The organism is Pseudomonas shirazensis, from assembly GCF_050496565.1.
GTDB lineage: Bacteria > Pseudomonadota > Gammaproteobacteria > Pseudomonadales > Pseudomonadaceae > Aquipseudomonas > Aquipseudomonas shirazensis_A.
The window spans coordinates 109,826-130,053 of sequence record NZ_JBNWAE010000001.1 but is presented as its reverse complement, the minus strand read 5'-3'; the positions used below and the strand labels follow the sequence as shown (position 1 = coordinate 130,053).

Annotated in this window: 18 protein-coding genes; 12 read left to right on the top strand and 6 right to left on the bottom strand. The window is 64.1% G+C overall.

Annotated elements, in window-relative coordinates; genetic code table 11:
- Window positions 1-44 precede the first annotated feature (44 nt).
- The 12 genes from epd (at window position 45) to ACQZ2L_RS00480 (ending at window position 11,016) form a co-directional block, all read left to right on the top strand.
- Window positions 45-1,103, top strand: a complete 1,059-nt coding sequence (gene epd / locus ACQZ2L_RS00535; RefSeq protein WP_430324300.1) for an erythrose-4-phosphate dehydrogenase — start codon at window positions 45-47, stop codon at window positions 1,101-1,103.
- A gap of 12 nt (window positions 1,104-1,115) precedes the next feature.
- Window positions 1,116-2,279, top strand: coding sequence for a phosphoglycerate kinase (locus tag ACQZ2L_RS00530; RefSeq protein ID WP_430324298.1), 1,164 nt, complete (start codon window positions 1,116-1,118; stop codon window positions 2,277-2,279).
- Between the two features lie 32 nt (window positions 2,280-2,311).
- Window positions 2,312-2,530 carry a hypothetical protein gene (locus ACQZ2L_RS00525; RefSeq protein WP_430324297.1) on the top strand — a complete coding sequence of 73 codons (219 nt, stop codon included), beginning with the start codon at window positions 2,312-2,314 and terminating at the stop codon, window positions 2,528-2,530.
- A gap of 159 nt (window positions 2,531-2,689) precedes the next feature.
- Window positions 2,690-3,019, top strand: a complete 330-nt coding sequence (locus ACQZ2L_RS00520) for an MliC family protein (RefSeq protein ID WP_430324296.1) — start codon at window positions 2,690-2,692, stop codon at window positions 3,017-3,019.
- Window positions 3,020-3,116: 97 nt separating this feature from the next.
- The gene (gene fba / locus ACQZ2L_RS00515; RefSeq protein WP_101315791.1) at window positions 3,117-4,181 is read left to right on the top strand and encodes a class II fructose-bisphosphate aldolase; all 1,065 of its coding nucleotides are present in this window, start codon (window positions 3,117-3,119) and stop codon (window positions 4,179-4,181) included.
- A 177-nt stretch (window positions 4,182-4,358) separates the two neighbouring features.
- Window positions 4,359-6,479, top strand: a complete 2,121-nt coding sequence (locus tag ACQZ2L_RS00510; RefSeq protein ID WP_430324295.1) for a putative bifunctional diguanylate cyclase/phosphodiesterase — start codon at window positions 4,359-4,361, stop codon at window positions 6,477-6,479.
- Between the two features lie 39 nt (window positions 6,480-6,518).
- Window positions 6,519-7,019, top strand: coding sequence for a M48 metallopeptidase family protein (locus ACQZ2L_RS00505; RefSeq protein ID WP_430324294.1), 501 nt, complete (start codon window positions 6,519-6,521; stop codon window positions 7,017-7,019).
- 11 nt (window positions 7,020-7,030) lie between these two features.
- Window positions 7,031-7,327, top strand: a complete 297-nt coding sequence (locus tag ACQZ2L_RS00500; RefSeq protein ID WP_430324293.1) for a winged helix-turn-helix domain-containing protein — start codon at window positions 7,031-7,033, stop codon at window positions 7,325-7,327.
- A gap of 94 nt (window positions 7,328-7,421) precedes the next feature.
- Window positions 7,422-8,057 (top strand): helix-turn-helix transcriptional regulator, encoded by a 636-nt coding sequence (locus ACQZ2L_RS00495; RefSeq protein ID WP_103435802.1) that lies wholly within the window; start codon window positions 7,422-7,424, stop codon window positions 8,055-8,057.
- Between the two features lie 116 nt (window positions 8,058-8,173).
- The gene (locus ACQZ2L_RS00490; protein ID WP_430324292.1) at window positions 8,174-9,148 is read left to right on the top strand and encodes a threonine/serine dehydratase; all 975 of its coding nucleotides are present in this window, start codon (window positions 8,174-8,176) and stop codon (window positions 9,146-9,148) included.
- Window positions 9,145-10,092 carry an ornithine cyclodeaminase family protein gene (locus tag ACQZ2L_RS00485; protein ID WP_430324291.1) on the top strand — a complete coding sequence of 316 codons (948 nt, stop codon included), beginning with the start codon at window positions 9,145-9,147 and terminating at the stop codon, window positions 10,090-10,092. Before ACQZ2L_RS00490 ends, ACQZ2L_RS00485 begins: the two co-directional genes overlap by 4 nt.
- Window positions 10,093-10,278: 186 nt before the next feature.
- Window positions 10,279-11,016, top strand: a complete 738-nt coding sequence (locus ACQZ2L_RS00480) for a substrate-binding periplasmic protein (RefSeq protein ID WP_430324290.1) — start codon at window positions 10,279-10,281, stop codon at window positions 11,014-11,016.
- Between the two features lie 8 nt (window positions 11,017-11,024).
- Here ACQZ2L_RS00480 and yccS read toward each other — a convergent pair whose 3' ends face one another.
- The 6 genes from yccS to ACQZ2L_RS00450 all read right to left on the bottom strand — a co-directional run bounded on the left by yccS (window position 11,025) and on the right by ACQZ2L_RS00450 (window position 20,205).
- Entirely contained in the window at window positions 11,025-13,208 is a 2,184-nt protein-coding gene (yccS, locus tag ACQZ2L_RS00475) for a YccS family putative transporter (RefSeq protein ID WP_430324289.1), read from the bottom strand.
- A 60-nt stretch (window positions 13,209-13,268) separates the two neighbouring features.
- Window positions 13,269-14,450: an NAD(P)/FAD-dependent oxidoreductase gene (locus ACQZ2L_RS00470; RefSeq protein WP_430324288.1), complete on the bottom strand. Its 1,182-nt coding sequence runs from the start codon at window positions 14,448-14,450 to the stop codon at window positions 13,269-13,271.
- A 73-nt stretch (window positions 14,451-14,523) separates the two neighbouring features.
- Window positions 14,524-15,861 carry an ATP-dependent RNA helicase DbpA gene (gene dbpA / locus ACQZ2L_RS00465; protein WP_430324735.1) on the bottom strand — a complete coding sequence of 446 codons (1,338 nt, stop codon included), beginning with the start codon at window positions 15,859-15,861 and terminating at the stop codon, window positions 14,524-14,526.
- Between the two features lie 112 nt (window positions 15,862-15,973).
- On the bottom strand, window positions 15,974-17,401 hold the full coding sequence (mdtD, locus tag ACQZ2L_RS00460) for a multidrug transporter subunit MdtD (RefSeq protein ID WP_430324287.1): 1,428 nt from the start codon (window positions 17,399-17,401) through the stop codon (window positions 15,974-15,976).
- Between the two features lie 30 nt (window positions 17,402-17,431).
- Complete coding sequence (locus tag ACQZ2L_RS00455) at window positions 17,432-18,763, bottom strand: TldD/PmbA family protein (protein WP_430324286.1); 1,332 nt, start codon at window positions 18,761-18,763, stop codon at window positions 17,432-17,434.
- Window positions 18,763-20,205: a TldD/PmbA family protein gene (locus ACQZ2L_RS00450; RefSeq protein ID WP_430324285.1), complete on the bottom strand. Its 1,443-nt coding sequence runs from the start codon at window positions 20,203-20,205 to the stop codon at window positions 18,763-18,765. Before ACQZ2L_RS00450 ends, ACQZ2L_RS00455 begins: the two co-directional genes overlap by 1 nt.
- Between the last annotated feature and the right edge of the window lie 23 nt (window positions 20,206-20,228).

Genomic DNA, 20,228 nt, shown 5'->3' with positions numbered 1-20,228 from the left:
CCGCACAGCGGCCCCAATGGCCCTAAAGCTTTAGTGAGCTCCGAATGCCCCAGCGTCCCTACAAAGTTGCACTCAACGGTTATGGCCGCATTGGCCGCTGTGTCCTGCGCGCGCTGGTTGAGCGGGGGGCTGCGGCGAGCTTCGAGATCGTTGCCTTGAATGACCTGGCCGATCAGGCCAGCCTGGAATACCTGACACGCTTCGATTCCACCCATGGCCGCTTCCCCGGCGAGGTCAAGGTCGATGGCGATTGTCTGCATATCAACGGCGACTGCGTACAGGTGTTGCGCAGTGCTACCCCGGAAGGCGTCGACTGGGCCGCGCTGGAGGTTGACCTGGTGCTCGAATGCACCGGCGCCTACAACACCCGCGCCGATGGTCAGCGCTTTCTCGATGCCGGCGCGCCACGGGTGCTGTTCTCGCAGCCGATGGCCAGCGAGGCCGATGTCGACGCCACCATCGTCTATGGCATCAACCAGGCCTGCCTGAGCGGTGCCGAGCAGTTGGTGTCAAATGCCTCCTGCACCACCAACTGCGGCGTGCCGCTGCTGCGCGTGCTGGATCAGGCGTTCGGCATCGAGTACGTGCAGATCACCACCATTCACTCGGCGATGAACGACCAGCCGGTGATCGACGCCTATCACCATGAAGACCTGCGCCGCACCCGCTCGGCGTTTCAGTCGGTGATCCCGGTGTCCACTGGTCTGGCGCGTGGCATCGAACGGCTGCTGCCGGAACTTGCCGGGCGAATTCAGGCCAAAGCGGTGCGTGTGCCCACTGTCAACGTGTCGTGCCTGGACATCACCCTGCAGACCGCCCGTGACACCACCGCCGCCGAGGTCAACCAGGTGCTGCGTGACGCAGCCCTGAACGGCCCGCTGCGCGGGCTGCTGGCCTACACCGAGCTGCCCCACGCCAGCTGTGATTTCAACCATGACCCGCATTCGGCCATTGTCGATGCCAGCCAGACCCGCGTTTCCGGCCCCCGCCTGGTGAACCTGCTGGCCTGGTTCGACAACGAATGGGGGTTTGCCAACCGTATGCTCGACGTTGCTGATCATTTCCTGCACGTCGTCCACCAAACCCGCAGCAAACAGCCCTGAAGGACTGCATTCATGACCGTGTTGAAGATGACTGACCTCGACCTGCAAGGTAAGCGCGTACTGATTCGCGAAGACCTCAACGTGCCTGTCAAAGACGGTGCGGTTGCCAGCGATGCGCGTATCCTGGCGGCGCTGCCGACCATCAAGCTGGCCCTGGAAAAAGGCGCCGCGGTAATGGTCTGCTCGCACCTCGGTCGGCCAACCGAAGGCGAGTTCTCTGCCGAGAACAGCCTCAAGCCAGTGGCTGACTACCTGAGCAAGGCGCTGGGCCGCGACGTACCGCTGGTGGCCGATTATCTCGACGGCGTCGAAGTTGCCGCCGGTGAGCTGGTGCTGTTCGAGAACGTGCGCTTCAACAAGGGCGAAAAGAAGAACGCCGACGAGCTGGCGCAGCAGTACGCTGCCCTGTGCGACGTATTCGTGATGGATGCCTTTGGCACCGCCCACCGCGCCGAAGGCTCGACCCACGGCGTGGCCAAGTTCGCCAAGGTCGCTGCTGCCGGCCCGCTGCTGGCTGCTGAGCTGGACGCATTGGGCAAGGCCCTGAAAGCCCCGGCCAAACCAATGGCTGCCATCGTTGCCGGCTCCAAGGTGTCGACCAAGCTCGACGTGCTGAACAGCCTGAGCACGGTCTGCGACCTGCTGATCGTCGGTGGCGGCATTGCCAACACGTTCCTCGCCGCTGCTGGGCACAAAGTCGGCAAGTCGCTGTACGAGCCTGACCTGGTCGAGACTGCCAAGGCCATCGCCGCCAAGGTCAACGTGCCGCTGCCGGTCGACGTGGTGGTTGCCAAGGAGTTCGCCGAGAGCGCCGTAGCCACCGTCAAGCTGATTGCCGACGTTGCCGACGACGACATGATCCTCGACATCGGCCCGCAAACTGCCGAGCAGTTCGCCGAGTTGCTGAAGTCGTCGAAAACCGTGCTGTGGAACGGTCCGGTCGGCGTGTTCGAGTTCGATCAGTTCGGTAACGGCACCAAAGTGCTGGCCCAGGCCATTGCCGGCAGCGACGCGTTTTCCATCGCGGGCGGTGGTGACACCCTGGCGGCCATCGATAAATATGGCGTTGGCAGCGATATCTCCTACATTTCTACCGGTGGCGGCGCGTTCCTCGAATTCGTCGAGGGCAAGGTTCTGCCTGCCGTGGAAATCCTGGAACAACGAGCCAAGGCCTGAGCATGAAGGCGCCTGGCGCAGGGAGCGAGCGGATGCTCAAGCAATTGCCGGTGTTGATCGTGGCTTGTCTGCTGGGCGCCTGCTCCAGCGGGCCGGCTGCCGATGGCGAGCCGTCGCAGGCCGCGCCGGGCGGGTGTTACCAGTCACAGTGGCAGGCCGAGACGGTGCCGGTGATCAACAAGCGGCTGGGGCCGGACGGCCTGGAAAAGTACGACGACGAGCACCAGCGCAAGGCGCCCGGTTGCCCTTGATGGGTTGGCGGGCAACCTAAACTGGGTTTTGTGGTCTTGGATTAGGGGCTGCTGCGCAGCCCTTCGCGGGTAAACCCGCTCCCACAGACGTGCACCGAACCTGTGGGAGCGGGTTTACCCGCGAAGGGCCGCGCAGCGGACCCATAACGGGGGTTTCGGATGAAAGCGCTATTGGCCCTGATGGCTCTGGCGACACTGGCAGGCTGCTCACTGCTGCAGCCAGCACCGGCTGCGCCGACAGACACCTGGACGCGCTGGGTCTGTGATACACAGACCGAAGTTTCCTGGCGTTTCGCCGATGCCAGCCAGGACTCGGTCGATGTCCGCCTTGGCGGTGATGACCAGGTCTACCGGCTCAAGGCCGAGCCCGGCGCCTCTGGCGCGCTGTACAGCGATGGCGTTCTGGCCCTGCATCTGCGCGGCGAAGAAGGCCTGGTGTACTGGGTAGCAACCAACGATCTGATAGGGCGGGGCTGCAAGGCACCGTGATGGCCGGGTCGCTTCGGCGGCCCACATAACATGAACAGCAACCGCCCTATGGCAGGTTTGCACGAAACAACGACGCTTGTCGGGAGAGAGATACACAATGGCACTCATTAGCATGCGCCAGATGCTGGACCACGCCGCCGAGTTCGGTTACGGCGTCCCAGCTTTCAACGTCAACAACCTCGAGCAGATGCGCGCCATCATGGAAGCCGCCGACAAGACCGACTCTCCGGTCATCGTGCAGGCCTCGGCCGGTGCTCGCAAATACGCCGGTGCACCCTTCCTGCGCCACCTGATCCTGGCGGCAATCGAAGAATTCCCGCACATCCCGGTGTGCATGCACCAGGACCACGGCACCAGCCCTGACGTCTGCCAGCGCTCGATCCAGCTGGGCTTCAGCTCGGTAATGATGGACGGCTCGCTGGGCGAAGACGGCAAGACCCCAACCGACTACGACTACAACGTCCGCGTCACCCAGCAGACCGTCGCCATGGCCCACGCCTGCGGTGTTTCGGTAGAAGGCGAGCTGGGCTGCCTGGGTTCGCTGGAAACCGGCATGGCCGGTGAAGAAGACGGTATCGGCGCCGAAGGCGTGCTCGATCACAGCCAGATGCTGACCGATCCGGAAGAAGCCGCCGACTTCGTCAAGAAGACTCAGGTCGACGCCCTGGCCATCGCCATCGGCACCAGCCACGGCGCCTACAAGTTCACCAAGCCGCCTACCGGCGACGTGCTGGCAATCGACCGCATCAAGGAAATCCACAAGCGCATCCCCAACACCCACCTGGTGATGCACGGTTCTTCCTCGGTGCCGCAAGAGTGGCTGGCGATCATCAACCAGTACGGCGGCGACATCAAAGAGACCTACGGCGTACCGGTTGAAGAGATCGTCGAAGGCATCAAGTACGGCGTGCGCAAGGTCAACATCGACACCGACCTGCGCCTGGCTTCGACCGGTGCCATGCGTCGCCTGATGGCAACCAACCCGAGCGAGTTCGACCCACGCAAGTTCTTTGGCGAAACCGTCAAGGCCATGCGTGACGTGTGCATCGCCCGTTACGAAGCCTTCGGCACCGCCGGCAATGCCTCGAAGATCAAACCGATCTCCCTCGAAGGCATGTACCAGCGCTACCTGAAAGGTGAGCTGGCTGCCAAGGTCAACTGATCAGGGCTGTACGCTTGAAGAAACCCGCAGCGATGCGGGTTTTTTTATGTCTGCGAGATGACCGTTAGTCGGCATGGGAAACTAAATTCGGTGATAGCGTTCTGATTCCATTGCACCCCGCCAACTGCGGTCTAGAGTAGACGGGTAGGAAGCAGTCGCTCTTACAAGAGAAGCAGCATGGATGAAGCTCAACCCACTGCAACGGACGGCAAGTCCGTCTTGCTGGTTGTCGACGATTACCCAGAGAACCTGATCAGCATGCGTGCCCTGCTGGCCCGTCAGGATTGGCAGGTATTGACTGCCTGTTCGGGCACCGAGGCGCTCGGCGCGCTGCTCCGCCATGAAGTCGACCTGGTTTTGCTCGACGTGCAGATGCCAGAGATGGACGGCTTTGAAGTCGCCCGCTTGATGCGCGGCAGCCAGCGCACCCGGCTCACTCCAATCATTTTCCTGACTGCCAACGAGCAGTCGCAGGATGCCGTGCTCAAGGGCTACGCCGCCGGCGCCGTGGATTATCTGTTCAAACCGTTCGACCCGCAGATCCTCAAGCCCAAGGTGCAGGCCCTGCTCGAGCAGCAGCGCAACCGGCGCATGCTGCAACGCCTGACCCGCGAGCTGGAAGCGGCGCGGGCCTTCAATGCCTCGATCCTGGAAAACGCCGCCGAGGGCATCCTGGTGGTGGATGAGAGCGGCACCATCAGCTTTGCCAACCCGGCGATCTCAAGCCTGCTGGATACCCCGGTGCAGCTGCTCCAGGGCGCCCACGTGCTTGACCTGCTGCAACTGGCGACACCGAGCCTGTGGCGCGAGTCGGACTTCTTCAAGGCGTACCAGCAACGGCAGATCTTCCGCGTGCACGATGCGCAGTTGCGCACCGCCGACGGGCAACTGGTGCCGGTGGCGTTGTCCTGCGCGCCGCTGCCGAGCGAGCAGCACGCCATGGTGATTACCCTGCTGGACATGTCGGTGGTGCGCAGCCTGCACCAGCAGCTGGAACAGCAGGCGGTCACCGATCCGCTCACCGGCCTGCTCAATCGGCGCGGCTTCTACCAGGCTGCCGAAGCTGCGCTGCTGCGCAACGAGCACTCGGAGAAGGTTCAGGCACTGATGTACATGGACCTCGATGGCTTCAAGCGGATCAATGATTCGCTCGGGCACGAGGCGGGCGACGAGATCCTGCAATGGGTCGCGTCTCAACTGAAGGATTGCCTGGGCAGCGAGGCGCTGCTGGCACGGATGGGCGGTGATGAATTCACGGCCCTGTTCGACGGCCTGCCGTATCCAGAGCTGGCCGGGCGCTTCGCTGAGCGGGTGCTCGAACGCCTGTCGATCACCCATCAGGTCGACGGCGTCGATGTGTCCCTGGGCGTCAGCATTGGTATCGCTACCTACCCCGACTGCGGCGGCACTTTCGAGGGCCTGCTGCGCGCGGCAGACACGGCGATGTACGCCGCCAAGCATGCTGGCCGTCAGCAATACCGGTTTTACGATCAGGAACTGAACGGCCGTGCGCGGTCGCGGCTGATGCTCGAAGACGGTGTGCGCAGCGCCATCGAGCAAAAGGACTTCAACCTGGTGTTCCAGCCGCAGGTGGCGTTTGCCGATGGCCAGTTGCGTGGCTTCGAGGCGCTGCTGCGCTGGCAGCACCCCAGCGTCGGTGATGTACCGCCGGGCTTGTTCATCCCGCTGCTGGAAGAAACGCGGCTGATCAGCCGGCTGGCCAGCTGGATCTACGATCAGGGTGCTGCCCAGCGCAAGGCCTGGCGCGCGGGCTTTGCCGATGACCTGGTGCTGGGCATCAGCCTGAGCCGGGTGCAGTTCGCCATGCCCAATCTGGTTGATGAACTGCAGGCGGTGATCCAGGCGCACGGCTTGCGCCCGGCACAGCTTGAGGTCGAGGTGGCGGAAACTTCGCTGATGTACAACATCGACGCCGCCGTGAAGCAGGTCAACCGCCTGCGTGAGCTGGGCGTGCGAGTAGCGCTGGACGACTTTGGCGCCGGCGACTGTTCGCTGCGGATGATCCGCGATCTGCCCATCGACACGCTCAAGCTTGACCGCCACCTGGTCGCACGCCTGCCCGACTCGGCCAGCGATGCGGCGTTGGTACGCAGCGTCATTGGCCTGTGCGCCGACTACGCGATCACGGTCATTGCCGAAGGCGTGGAAACCGAAGCCCAGGCGGCCTGGCTCAAGGCGCACGGCTGCGGCTATGTGCAAGGCTTTTTGGTGGCGCGGCCGATGACCGCTGCCGATGCGAGCGGCTTTCCGTTGTTTTTCCACTGGCCCGGGCAATGATTGGCTAGAATCGCGTGTGCTTTTATCGACCGCCGTGCCATGACCGACCTACGTTACCTGCAAGCCTACCCACCGCACCTGCAAGAGCAGGTGCGACAGATGATCGCCAGCGACCGCCTGGGCGAGTACCTGCGCCAGCGCTATCCCGCCCGTCACCAGGTGCAGAATGACAAGGCGTTGTACGCCTACGCTCAGGAGCTGAAGCAGAACTACCTGCGCAGTGCGCCGAACCTGGACAAGGTGCTGTTCGATAACCGCCTCGACCTGACCCACCGCGCCCTGGGTCTGAATACGGCTGTGTCGCGGGTGCAGGGCGGCAAGCTCAAGGCCAAGAAAGAAATCCGCATCGCGGCCTTGTTCAAGGACGCCGCGCCAGAGTTTCTGCGCATGATCGTCGTGCATGAGTTGGCGCACCTGCGTGAGCGCGACCACAGCAAGGCGTTCTATCAGCTCTGCCAGCACATGGAGCCGGATTACCACCAGCTGGAATTCGACCTGCGTGTTTACCTGACCTACCAGGAACTGCCCAATCAATCCTAAGGACCCCGAGCATGGAAGTGAGCAAGACCAAGAGCAGCTTCTACCGCCGCCTGTACGTCGCCTGGCTGATCGACAGCCAGACCGCCGCCAGCGTACCGGCCTTGACCGAAGCCACCGGCATGCCCCGGCGTACCGCTCAGGACACCATCGCTGCGCTGGCGGACCTGGACATCATCTGCGAATTCGAGCAGGAGAGCGGCGCCCGCAACCATGCCGGGCAGTACCGTATCCGCGACTGGGGCGCGATCGACAAGCAGTGGATCGGCGCGCATCTGGCGCACATCCGTCAGGTGCTGGGCTACCCCTGAATCAACCTGCAGCGGGTCGCTCGCGGCCGCTGCGCTTTCCCTGCCAGTCGCGCCTGGCTTAGCATGGCGCGCTTTACCCTGAGGAATGCTTGCGATGTCTGCACCCCGGCCGGCGCTCAGCCCCCGCTTCAGCAACTACGCCGCCATGGCCGATGGCGTCGCCACGTTGCTGTTTCCGCATGCTGAAGTGGTGGTGCATGACCTGCGCAGCCAGACCATCGTGCATATCGCCAACAATATCTCCAAGCGCCAGCTCGGCGATGACTCGGCGCTGCACGACCTGCCCGCCGACCTCAATGGCGCCACCCGCCTGGGCCCGTACGAAAAGCTCAACTGGGACGGCCAGAAAATTCGTTCGATCAGCAGCGTGATGCTCGATGACAACGGCCAGCCCGAAGCGCTGCTGTGCATCAACTTCAACGTATCGCTGCTGGAGCAGGCCAGGCAGGCGCTGGATGTGTTCTTCCAGGCCAGCCGCCTGCTGCCGCAACCTGAAGTGCTGTTTCGTGATGACTGGCAGGAGCGCATCAACACCTTCATGCACAGCTGGCTGGCCGAACGTAGCCAGAGCCTCAACACCTTGGAGCGCGAGCACAAGCGCGAGCTGATCGAGGCTCTGCATGGCGAAGGCGCGTTCCGCGGCAAGAGCGCTTATGACTATGTGGCCAACGTGCTGAACATGGGCCGGGCGACCGTCTACAAGTACGTGAAGCTCGCGCGCGAAAGCTGATCAGCTGTCGACCTGCTCGCTGGTGCTTGCGTGGCGTGGAAATAAAATCTATCGTAGATTTAATTTCCATATGAGTGCGCTGCCTGGGTGGCGCTCTGTCACCGAGAGCATTACCGATGATCGACGACCAAGCACTGGGCTCCCTGCAGCAGGCCATCACTGAAGCACACACCGCGCTGCGCCCGCAGGTCGCGGTCACGCCGTTGACCTTGAGCAGCCGCCTGAGTGCCCTGAGCGGCTGTGAGGTCTACCTCAAGTGCGAGCACCTGCAGCACACCGGCTCGTTCAAATACCGCGGTGCCAGCAACAAACTGCGCCTGCTTGACCCGGCTCAGCGTCAGCGCGGCGTCATCACCGCCTCATCCGGCAACCACGGCCAGGGCCTTGCCTTGGCCGGTCAGGCCCTCGGCGTGCCGGTCAGCGTCTACACCACCACGCAGGCCTCCAGCTACAAACTGGAGGCCATGCGTGCGCTGGGCGCCGAAGTCATCAGTCTCGATTTGGATCCGCTCGGCGCCGAACTGGAAGCCGGGCGCCAGGCGCAGCTGCAAGGCAAGCCGTACGTGTCGCCGTACAACGACTACCAGATCATCGCCGGTCAGGGCACGGTCGGTATGGAGCTGTTCGAGCAGCAGCCAGAGCTGGACGCAGTATTCGTGGCTGTGGGCGGCGGTGGTCTGATCAGCGGCATTGCAGCGGCCCTGCATGGCCTGTCGGCGAAAACCCGCATCGTTGGTTGCTGGCCAGCCAACTCGCCGGCCCTGCATGCCTCACTGGCCGCCGGTCGAATCATCGAGGTCGACGAGCAGGAGACCATCTCGGATGGCACCGCCGGCGGCGTTGAGCCCGACAGCGTGACCCTCGGCCTGTGCCAACGGCTGCTGAGCCAGAGCGTGCTGGTCAGTGAGGCGCAGATCAAGGCTGCCATGCGTGAGGTTGCCGCCAGCGAGCGCTGGATCATCGAGGGCGCCGCAGGCGTGGCGATGGCTGGCATGCTGGCGCTGGCCGAGGAGTATCGCGGCAAGAAAGTCGCGGTGGTGCTGTGCGGCCGCAATATCGTGCTGGAGAAATACCTCGAGGCCATCGCATGAAGGTCTACGAGTTGCCGGCGATCATGGCCGCGCTGGATGTCCATCAGGCCATGCGCGCCATCGAACAAGGTTTTGTCGCTTATTCCGCAGGACGGGTGCAGGTGCCACCGGTGCAGGCGTTCGGTTTCCCGCAGGCAAACGGCGACTGCTGCATCAAGTCGGCCTATGTTGAGGGCAGCGAGACCTTCACGGTCAAGGTTTCCACTGGTTTCTACAGCAACCCGCAGCAGGGCCTGCCGAGCAACGACGGGCTGATGCTGGTGCTCAGTGCCAGCACCGGCCAGCCTTTGGCGCTGTTGGCTGATCAGGGTTGGCTGACTTGCATGCGCACCGCCTTGGCAGGGCGCATCGCGGCACGCTTGCTGGCGCCGAACAGGGTCGAAGCGATCGGCATCCTCGGCACCGGCATGCAGGCGCGCTTGCAGTTGGAGCAGTTGCTGGCAGTCACCGCCTGCCGCGAGGTGCTGGTGTGGGGGCGTAGTGACGCCGCGCGGCGCGACTACAGGGCGTTTGCCGAGGCGCTGGGCTGCACGGTGCGCTGTGTCGAGCAGCCGCGGGCAGTGGCCGAGGCGGCCAACCTGCTGGTCTGTGCCACGCCTTCCCGCGAGCCGCTGCTGCAACGTGAATGGCTGCTGCCAGGCAGCCACATCACTGCGGTCGGCGCCGATGCACCAGGCAAGCAGGAACTGGCGGTGGAGCTGGTCGCCAGTGCGCAGCGGATCATCGTCGATTCGCGCCGCCAATGTAGCCAGTACGGTGAGGTGTCCCATGCGCTCAAGGCCGGTTTGATCGCCCCGGGCTTGCTGAGCGAACTCGGCGAGGTGCTGGCCGGGCACGCGGCCGGGCGCGAACACGACGGGCAGCTGACCCTCGCCGATCTGACTGGCGTCGCTGTGCAGGATGCGCAGATTGCCCGCTGCGTGCTGGAGGCGCTGCAACGCTGACCATTGGGCCTCGCAACGAGGCCTGATTATTGCTTTGGCAAGTAATCTGCCGGCTTGGCCAAAATAGAGGCCATTTGACATCATTGTCCGCTGCCGGCAGCACCGCGGATCTGTATTCTGCTCGGTATGACGGAGCACATGTTACCGTCATCCGCGGGAGCCCCCCACTGCCAAAAGGATTCGTGCATGCGGCCACTGCTGTGCCTTGCCGGGCTGTTGCTGGCGTTGCTGGCCTCGCCTGCAGCTGCAGAGCAAAAACTGCGTCTGGTTGCCGACAGCTGGCCGCCGTTCACCGACGCCAGCATGCCCGGTGGTGGCCTGGCAACCAGCCTGGTGACCACGGCCTTGATGCGCGCAGGCTTTACCAGTGAATACGAAGAAGTGCCCTGGGCGCGGGCGTTGAAAGGGTTGGGCGAAGGGCGTTATGACGTGCTGGTCAACGCCTGGTACAACGAGTCGCGTACCCAGATCGGGGAGTTTTCCGGTGCCTTTCTGAGTAATCGCATTCGCTTGCTCAAGCGCCAGGGTGAGGCCTTCACTTATCAGCGCCAGGCTGACCTGTACCCCTACAGCATCGCCGTGGTGCGCGGTTACGCCTATTCGCCGAGCTTCGACGAAGACAGCCGCCTGAGCAAGGTTCAGGTGCGCAATTTCTCCTCGGCTGTGCGCATGCTGGCGGCCGGGCGGGTCAAGCTGGCGGTGGAAGACGAGTATGTCGCCCGCTACAACCTGCAGCGCGAGCCACAGCAGGTGCGTGACTCAGTCAGTTTTGTCGACCCACCGCTGGGTGAGAACAGCCTGCACATTCTGGTCAGCCTGCAGCACCCGCAACATCGGCAGATCGTGCAGCGCTTCGAGCGCGCCATCGCGGCCATGAAAGCCCATGGCAGCTATCAGCGCCTGCTGCGCCAGCATGGCTTCTGAGCCTTGGCTCAGCTAGGCGCACCCTCCTTGATCAGGTGCGCGGCCATGGTCCGCAGCGGGCCGAGCTGGCGGCAGATCAAGGCCAGTTGCGTCTGCACCAGGCGCTGATGCTCATCCAGCTCTTCCGGCATCTGCTCGAGAGCATTGGCCAGGGCTTCTTCTTCATCACTGTGAATCGCCACCGGCAAGCGCGCGGCCAGGCCGTTGGCGATCTGATCGAGGCTGTTGGCCAGGCTGACCCCGGCGCCGTCGATCAGCTGTTCGTGGACCTCTGGCGGCAGCGCCGTATCGCGGTGCGCGCCCAGCCCTGACAGGTAGCTGAGCAAGGTGTGCGAAAGCACGAGGAAGCGGAAACCGACGTCGGCCTCCTTACGGAAGTGGCCGGGCTCCATCAGCATGTTGGCCAGGGTGGTCGACAGCGCCGCATCGGCGTTGTGCGCATTGCGCCGGGCCAGGCGATAGGCGAGGTCATCGCGCTTGCCATATGCATACTGCTGCATGATCTGACGCAGGTACTCGCTGGCGCAGGTCAGGGTATTGGCCAGTACCTTGTTCAGGCGCCGCCCCTGCCAGTCGGGCAGGAACAGGAACACCGCCAGAATGGCGATCAGGCTGCCGACCAGGGTATCGAACAGGCGTGGCAGGAACAGCCCGTAACCGTCGCCGATCTGGTTGAAGCAGAACAGCACCATCAGCGTGATCGCCGCGGTGGCCAGGGTGTAGCGGGTGGTGCGGTTGACGAAGAACACCACCCCGGCAACCACTGCGAACAACGACTGCACCACTGGGTTGGGGAACAGGTCGAACAAGGCCCAGCCGACGGTCAGGCCGATCGCCGTGCCGAAAATCCGCTGCACCAGCTTGCGCCGGGTCGCGCCATAGTTGGGCTGGCAGACGAACAGCGTGGTGAGGATGATCCAGTAACCCTGGGTCGGGTGAATCAGATGCACCATGCCATAGCCGATCGACAGCGCCAGCGGCAGGCGCAGGGCATGCCGGAACAGCAGCGAAGTTGGCGTCAGCTGCGTGCGCAGGCGGCTCCAGACGTCCTTGAAGTTGCGCGGCGAGCGGTCCAGCAGGCTGCTGTCACTGGCATCGGCGAGGCCGTCGGGGTTGCTGGCGTCGGCAAGCAGGCGGTCCAGCGTGGCGAGATTGCCGGCCAGCGCCCGCAGCGAACGCAACAGGCCGCGCCAGGCTGGGTTGCTCTGGATGCGCAAGTGCTCAAGGGAGGCATGCAGGTCTTCCAGCGCCTCGGCAAAACCGCTGCCGTAGACAAACGGCTGGCGCATGCGGATCGACTCCGACAATTGCTGGCAGGCCGAGCCTTGTTGGCGCAGCAGGCGCTGGCAGCGGAACATCACGTCGCTGTGGAAAAACGCCTCGGCCAGGGCGTTGTACGGGTAGTGCGAGGCACTCACGCGTTCGTGAATGTCCTGGGCCAGGAAATACAGCTTGAGGTAGCGGCTGACCTTGGAGTTGGGTTGGCTGTTGCCGACTCGGTGCAGGATGATCTCTTTGGCGGCGTTGAGGGCTGCGACCACCTTGCCGTTCTGCTGTGCCAGCTCCAGGCGCCGCGACTCCACTTCAAGGTTGCGAATCGGCTCGAACAGGTTGGCCTTGAGCTTGAGGTAGCGGCCCAGCTCAAAGAACAGCTTGGCCAGGCTCTGCTGCACCGGCTGGTTGGAGAACAGCGCCTGCCACAGCACCGACAGCAGCCCGTACCAGGCGGCGCCTGCCACCAGCAGCAACGGCTCGTGCCAGAAGTCGGTGACCTCGCCGCCGCGCTGGTCGACGCCGATCATGGTGTACACCGAGAGGATCAAGGTCGCCGAGGCAATCGCGCCGTAGCGCTCGCCCAAGGCGCCGAGCATGGTCAGGCAGAAGGCCGCCAGGGCCAGGGCAATGGCAAAGATCCAGGGGTAGGGGAACAGCAGCTCGACCGACAGGGCGGCGATGGCAAAACAGGCCAGGGTCACCAGCAGGGCGCTGAGGCGGCCCTGCCAGCCGTCGTCGGTCTCGGCCAGGGCGCTGGCGATGATCCCCAGAAACAGCGGGATCAACAGCTTCATTTCATCTTGATACCAACACAAGGCCATGCTGCCGGTAAGGGCGATGGTCACCCGGATGGCATAACTGAACTTGTCCTGGCCCCACAAACGACGCAGAGAATGACGAAACGAGCTCGATGACATAGTGGCCTGCTGGCAGTGATCGATGAGAACCTTTCAGGGCATTGCTGAAAGGATTCTACATTACACGAACTGCGCTGCGGCGTTGGCAGAAGCCCAGGCCCACTGGAAATTAAATCCGCCGAGATGGCCGCTGACATCGAGCACTTCACCGATGAAATAAAGCCCAGGGCTTTTCAGCGATTCCATGGTCTTGGACGACACTTCGCGAGTGTCGACGCCGCCCAGAGTGACCTCGGCCGTGCGATAACCCTCGGTGCCTGCCGGCACCACCTGCCAGCAGGCCAGCTTGTCAGCGATCTGCGCCAGCTCGGCCGGTGTGTACTGCTTCATCGGCTTGGATTCGAACCACTGCTCGGCCAGCAGGTTGGCCAGCTTGCGCGTGAACACCTCGCCGAGCACGGTCTTCAGCTCGCTGTTGGCGCGCTCGGTTTGCTGGCTTTGCAGCCAGTCCAGCGCGTCACGGTCAGGCAGCAGGTTGATCTCGACGCTGTCGCCGGCCTCCCAGAACGAAGAAATCTGCAGAATCGCCGGGCCGCTCAGGCCGCGGTGAGTGAACAGCAGGTTCTCGCGGAAGCTGCTGCCGTTGCAGCTGGCGGTGCAGTCCAGCGAGGTGCCCGAGAGCTCGGTGCACATGGCCTTGAGCTGCGGCTCGGTGATGGTGAACGGCACCAGCCCGGCACGGGTGGGCAGCAAGGTGTGGCCGAACTGGCGCGCCACCTGATAACCAAAGCCGCTGGCGCCCAAGGTCGGGATCGACAAACCACCGGTCGCAATCACCAGCGACTGGCAGGCGAACGGGCCGGCACTGGTCTGCAGGCGATAACCCTCGGCGGTTTTTTCGATGGTCTCGATGCTGATGCCCATGCGCAGGTCTACCCCTGCAGCGTCGCATTCAGCCAGGAGCAGGTCGAGGATGTCGCTGGACTTGTTGTCGCAGAACAGCTGACCGAGCTTTTTCTCGTGATACGGCACCTGGTGCTTGGTCACCAGTTCGATGAAGTCCCACTGGGTATAGCGGGCCAGCGCCGATTTGCAGAAGTGCGGGTTGTTCGAGAGGAAGTTGCTCGGCTCGGTGTACATGTTGGTGAAGTTGCAACGCCCGCCACCCGACATGAGGATCTTCTTGCCCGGTTTGTTGGCATGGTCGAGCAGCAGCACGCGGCGGCCACGGTTGGCGCTGAGCTGAGCGCACATCAGGCCGGCGGCGCCAGCGCCGAGGATGATCACGTCGGTGGAGTGCACGGGAGTTACCTGAAATCAGTTGAATACGAGATGGGGCAAGCCCTGCGCCGGTGGCGCAGGGGGGTAGCAGCTATCAGAGGATGCGCACTTTCAACGCACGACCCTTGATCTTGCCGCTGTTGAGGCGCTGCATGGCCTGCTTGGCCAGCGCTCGCTCGACTGCCACAAAGGCCTGGAAATCGAAGATGGCGATCTTGCCGACCTGCTTGCCAGGGATGCCGGCATCACCGGTCAGGGCACCGAGGATGTCGCCCGGGCGCAGCTTGTCTTTACGCCCGGCGCCGATGCACAGGGTGACCATTGCCGGCAGCAGCGGCTCGCCGCCCTTGCTCTTGAGATTGTCCAACTGCTCCCAGCGCAGGGGGCGCTTCTGCTGCTGCTCGATGGCCTGGGCGCGATGGCCTTCGGCGGGCGCTACCAGGCTGACGGCAACGCCCTTCTCACCAGCACGGCCAGTACGGCCGACACGGTGTACGTGGATTTCGGCATCACGCGCCAGTTCGACGTTGATCACCATGTCCAGGCCATCGATATCCAGGCCGCGCGCGGCAACGTCGGTGGCAACCAGCACCGAGATGCTGCGGTTGGCGAACATCGCCAACACCTGGTCGCGGTCGCGCTGTTCCAGGTCGCCGTGCAGCGCCTGGGCAACGATGCCCTTGGCGGTCAGGTGGTTGACCACCTCGTCGCACTGCTGCTTGGTGAAGCAGAACGCCACACACGATTCCGGGCGGTAGTGCGCGAGCACGCGGGTCAGCGCTTCAAGGCGCTGCTGCGGGTCGATCTCGATGAAGCTCTGCTCGATCTGAGTTTCGCTGTGCAGCGCGTCGACCTTGACCTGCTGCGGCTTGCGCATGAAATCAGCGGCCAGTTGCTCGATGCCGCTCGGGTAGGTGGCCGAGAACAGCAAGGTCTGCCGGCGCGACGGCGTCTTGCCGATGATCGCGGCAATGGCGTCGAAGAAGCCCATGTCGAGCATGCGGTCGGCTTCGTCGAGCACCAGCGTGTTGAGCCCGTCAAGCACCAGTGTGCCTTTGTCCAGATGCTGCTGAACCCGGCCCGGGGTGCCGACGATGATGTGCGCGCCGTGTTCCAGCGAAGCAATCTGCGGGCCCAGCGAAACCCCACCGCAGAGGGTCAGGATCTTGATGTTGTCTTCCGCCCGGGCCAGTCGGCGCAGTTCCTTGGCCACCTGGTCAGCCAGCTCGCGGGTCGGGCACAGGACCAGTGCTTGGCAGCCGAAGTAGCGCGGGTTGAGCGGGTTGAGCAGGCCGATGCCAAAGGCAGCGGTCTTGCCGCTGCCGGTCTTGGCCTGGGCGATCAGGTCCTGGCCACGCAGGATCACCGGCAGACTCTGGGCCTGGATCGGGGTCATCGCGGCATAGCCGAGCGCCTCCAGGTTGGCCAGCATGGCGGCAGACAGGGGCAAGGAGGCAAATGCGGTGGATTCGGTGGTCACGAGGCGGGCCTGGGTAGCAAAGCGAAAAATGCCCGATAGTCTACCAGCCTCGTGGCCATTCCCCCTAAGGTTCGATCTCGGCTTCCGGACGACGGGCACGCCTGCCGTCGCTTGGCGCCAGTTGCAGGAAGATCGCCGCCGCCAGCATCGACATCAGGCCGATGGTGAAGAAGGTCAGCTGGAAGGCCCCTAACACGCTCTCGACGCCGTCGCCATTACCCGCTGCGGTGAAGCCGCCGAGCAGGGCACCGGCACAGGCCACGCCCAGGCTCAAGGCCAGTTGCGCAACCACCGAGAGCAAACCGTTGCCGCTGCTGGCGCTGGCATCGTCGAGGTCGATCAGGGTCACGGTGTTCATCGCGGTGAACTGCAGCGAGTTGACCGCACCGAGCAACGACAGCTGCACCAGCAACAGGCCATATGGGGTCTGCTCATCGACCAGGCCCAGGCTCGCCAGGAGGATGCCCAGCAGCACGGTATTGCCGGTCAGGATGATGCGGTAGCCGAGCCGCTCGATCAGTGGCCGTGCCACCGACTTGGCAACCATCGCCGCTGCCGCCAGCGGGATCATGCTCATGCCGGCCTGGGACGGCGAATAGCCCAGGGCAATCTGCAGCAGCAGCGGTACCAGAAAGGGCAGGGCACCGCTGCCCAGACGGGCGAACAGGTTGCCGAGGATACCGATGGCGAAGGTGCGCACGCGGAACAGGCTGGGCGAGAACAGCGGCTCGGGATCGCGCCCGGCGCGCAGCCAATAGGCCGCCAGGCATGCCATGCCGGCAAACAGCAGCAACATCACCCGCAGGTGCGGCATGTGCAGCTCGCCGAGGCCCTCCATGGCAATGGTGATCAGCACCATCGCTGCACCAAACAGGAGGAACCCCGGCGTATCGAAGGTCGTGCGCTCGCTGCCGCGCAGGTCGGGGATGAACTTCCACACCGCCCAACAGCCCAGCGCACCCACCGGCAGGTTGAGCAGGAAGATCCAGTGCCAGCTGAGGATTTCCACCAGCCAGCCGCCAACGGTCGGCCCCAGCAGCGGGCCGAGCAGGCCGGGGATGGTGATGAAACTCATGATCCGCACCAGCTCCGAACGCGGATAGGCACGCAGTACCACCAGCCGCCCGACTGGCAGCATCAAGGCACCGCCCAGGCCCTGAATGATCCGCGCCCCGATCAGGAAACCGAGGCTGTTGGCCAGGGCGCACAACAGTGAGCCAAAGCTGAACAAGAGGATCGCACTGAAGAAGATCCGCTTGGTGCCAAAGCGGTCGGAGATCCAGCCCGAGGCCGGGATCAGCAAGGCCACGGTGAGCATGTAGGCGATGATCACACCTTGCATGCGCAGCGGGTCTTCCTCGAGCGAGCGTGCCATCGCCGGCAGCGCGGTATTGAGGATGGTGCCGTCGAGTGACTGCATGAAAAAGGCAATCGCCACCACCCACGGGATCCAGCGGGCGGTGACAGGGTCAAGCGGTGCGCGATCGGTCATGGCGGCCTCAAATCCTTCCAGGCGGCGGTGTTACAAGGTCAGGGTCATCGCTTTGACCAGCGCGCCCGGCAAATGACTCGATCCGGTTTGCCGTTGGCCGTAGGTACTGGTGGAAAGGATCAGTTCGCGCTCGGCCGTCAGGGCTTCGAGCTGCTGGCCGAGCAGGTTGTACAGAGTGTCGTCGAAGCGCATGGTGCTGACTGGCCCCTGAATCTCGCCGTTCTCGACCCAGAAGGTGGCAAAGCGGGTCAGCCCGGTCATCCGTGCTGCCGGCAAGTCAGAGTAGTTCAGGTACCACAGGTTGCTGATGTACAGGCCGGTGCCCAGGCGCTGGAGGATGTCGGCGGTGGCCAGCTCGCCCGGCGCCAGGCTCAGCGCGCAGGGCGACTCGTAGCTGTCGGCGCCGTTGGCGGCCAGCTTGAACTCCGCCGCGCTGCGAGCACTGACCAGGCGCTGCAGGCCGCGACCCTCGGCGATCAGTTGCAAGTCCTGGCGCTGCGAGCCTTCGTCGGAAAACGCCGGGCTCAGCGAGCCGCTGACCTGCTCGCTGATACTCACCAGCGGGCTCAGTTGCGCGTCGCCGCTGTACAGCCGCTGCAAGGCGCTGTTGCCGGTGGCCAGCGCCTGCGCCGAAAAACCACCCCAGCAAAGCATCCCGGCGATTTCATCCATGGCCGCTGGTGCCAGGTACGCGCGATAGCTGCCGGGCTTGAGCTGCACCGCAGGCAGGCCCAGATAGGCCAGTTGCTCGCGGGCCAGGCGCAGGCGTTCGACAAACGCAGCGGCATCCCAGCTCTGGCCGGCATAGTTGGCTTTGACTGCCTCGCCGTTGGCGTGGAACAGGCTCCAGTCGAAGTTGAAACTGACCGCTTCATGCCAGCCAAACGCCCCGAATGAACTGGCAAAACCGCGGCAGATCGGGCCGGCGGCGTAGATGCCGACCAGGTCCAGTTCGGCAGCTTCGCGCTCGACCAGCGCCAGCACCTCGGCTGGGTCAGGCAGCGCCTGGTGTTGCAGGCTGTGCGACTGCCAGGCGCTGTCATCCAGGCTCAGGTACGGGTCGACGGCCAGCAGCGGCAAGGTCTGGCGCAGTTGCTTGAGGGCATCGTGCAGGCGTTGCTGGTCAAGCTCGGCATCGCCACACAGGGTGAACTGCTGCTCGGCCTGGCGGCCATTGTCGACCAGCCGCAGCTGCGCGCTGGCCTGGCTGACCACACCGGCCTGACGCACCTTGGCATGGTTGAAACGAATGAACTGCGACTGCTCGGCGCTGAAACCGAGGGTGAACTGTTCGCCGTCGTGCAGGGCTGCACGCAAGGTCTGCAGCAGCTGCTGGAACTGCTCCTGGGGTGTAGCGCGCATCAGGCGTCTCCTCCGAATACATCGATCTGGCTGAACACGCAGGCCGGCGACGCATGGCCGACCCGCACCACCTGATTGGGCTCGCCCTTGCCGCAGTTGGGGGTGCCGAGCACCTCGAAAGTGCTACGGTCGCCGACTGCCGACAGGTCGCGCCAGAACTGCGCCGAAATACCGCGGTAGTTGGGGTTCTTGACCACGCCCTTGAGCTGGCCATCTTCGATCAACTGGCCCCACTCGCAGCCAAACTGAAACTTGTTGCGCGCATCGTCGATCGACCACGAGCGATTGGTGCGCATCAGGATGCCCTGCTCGATACCGCCAATCAGCTGCGCCAGCGAGTGCTCGCCGGGCTCGATATTGAGGTTGGCCATGCGGTCGATCGGCGCGCGGTTCCAGCTGCAGGCGCGGCTGTTGGCGACGCCGTCGAGCCCGGAGCGGAACTGCGACAGCGCACCCCCGAGCGGGCGCAGCAGCTTGCCCTGACGGATCAGGAACTGCTTGCTGGCGGCCGTGCCGTCATCGTCGTGGCTGTAGCTGGCCAGCTCTTCGGCGATGGTCGGGTCGAAGGTCACGTTGAGCAGGTTCGAACCGTACTGTAGCTGGCCGAAGTCGCTGGCTTTGACGAAGCTGGTGCCGGCGTAGTTGCGCTCGTCGCCCAGAATCCGGTCCATCTCCAGCGGGTGGCCGATCGACTCGTGGATCTGCAGCATCATCTGGTCAGGCATCAGCAACAGGTCGCGCTTGCCGCTCGGCGTGTTGGGCGCCAGCAACAGTTGCAAGGCTTGATCGGCAACCTGCGTCGCGGCGCCGATCAGGCCGCAGCGCTCGATGATCTCGAAGCCGCCCTGCTGGCCGAAATTGTCCCGGCCCAGGCTGCGGCTCTGGCTGTCCAGGCCATCGCTGGCAGTGACGCCCATGCCCGGGAACAAAAAGCGCTGGGCGTGGCGCAGCTCGGCGCCGGCCGAGTTCAGGTAGGTCTGCTCGACCTCGCTGATACCCAGGCTCGCCTGCCAATCGACCAGGCGGCTGTCCGCCGGCACGCTGGCCGATTCGGCGGCGAGCAGGCCCAGGCAATCGGCCAGGTTGGGCAACGGCTGAATGAAGTTGGGGGAGACATGGTCATGGCGCTCGCTCGGCACCGCTTGCGTGCTCAAGTCCAGCAGGCTGTGCCGGGCGATCTGCCGGGCCAGCGCTTCGGCCTGCTCCAGCGCCCGTTGCAAGCCGCTCTGCGACAGGTCGGCGGTGGCCGCGTAGGCCTCGACACCGTTGATGCGCACGGTGAGCATGGCGCCTTCGTCCTGATTGAAGAACGGCGGCTGAGCAACATTGCGGCGCACTGCCAGGCCTTGACAGGACTGCTTGACGTGGCGCAGCGAAAACACCTCGGCCGTACTGCGCAGCGCGGCAAAGCGCTGGCGCAGCAGGGCGCTGGAATCGAACATGGGCAGAACTCCGTGAACGCGGC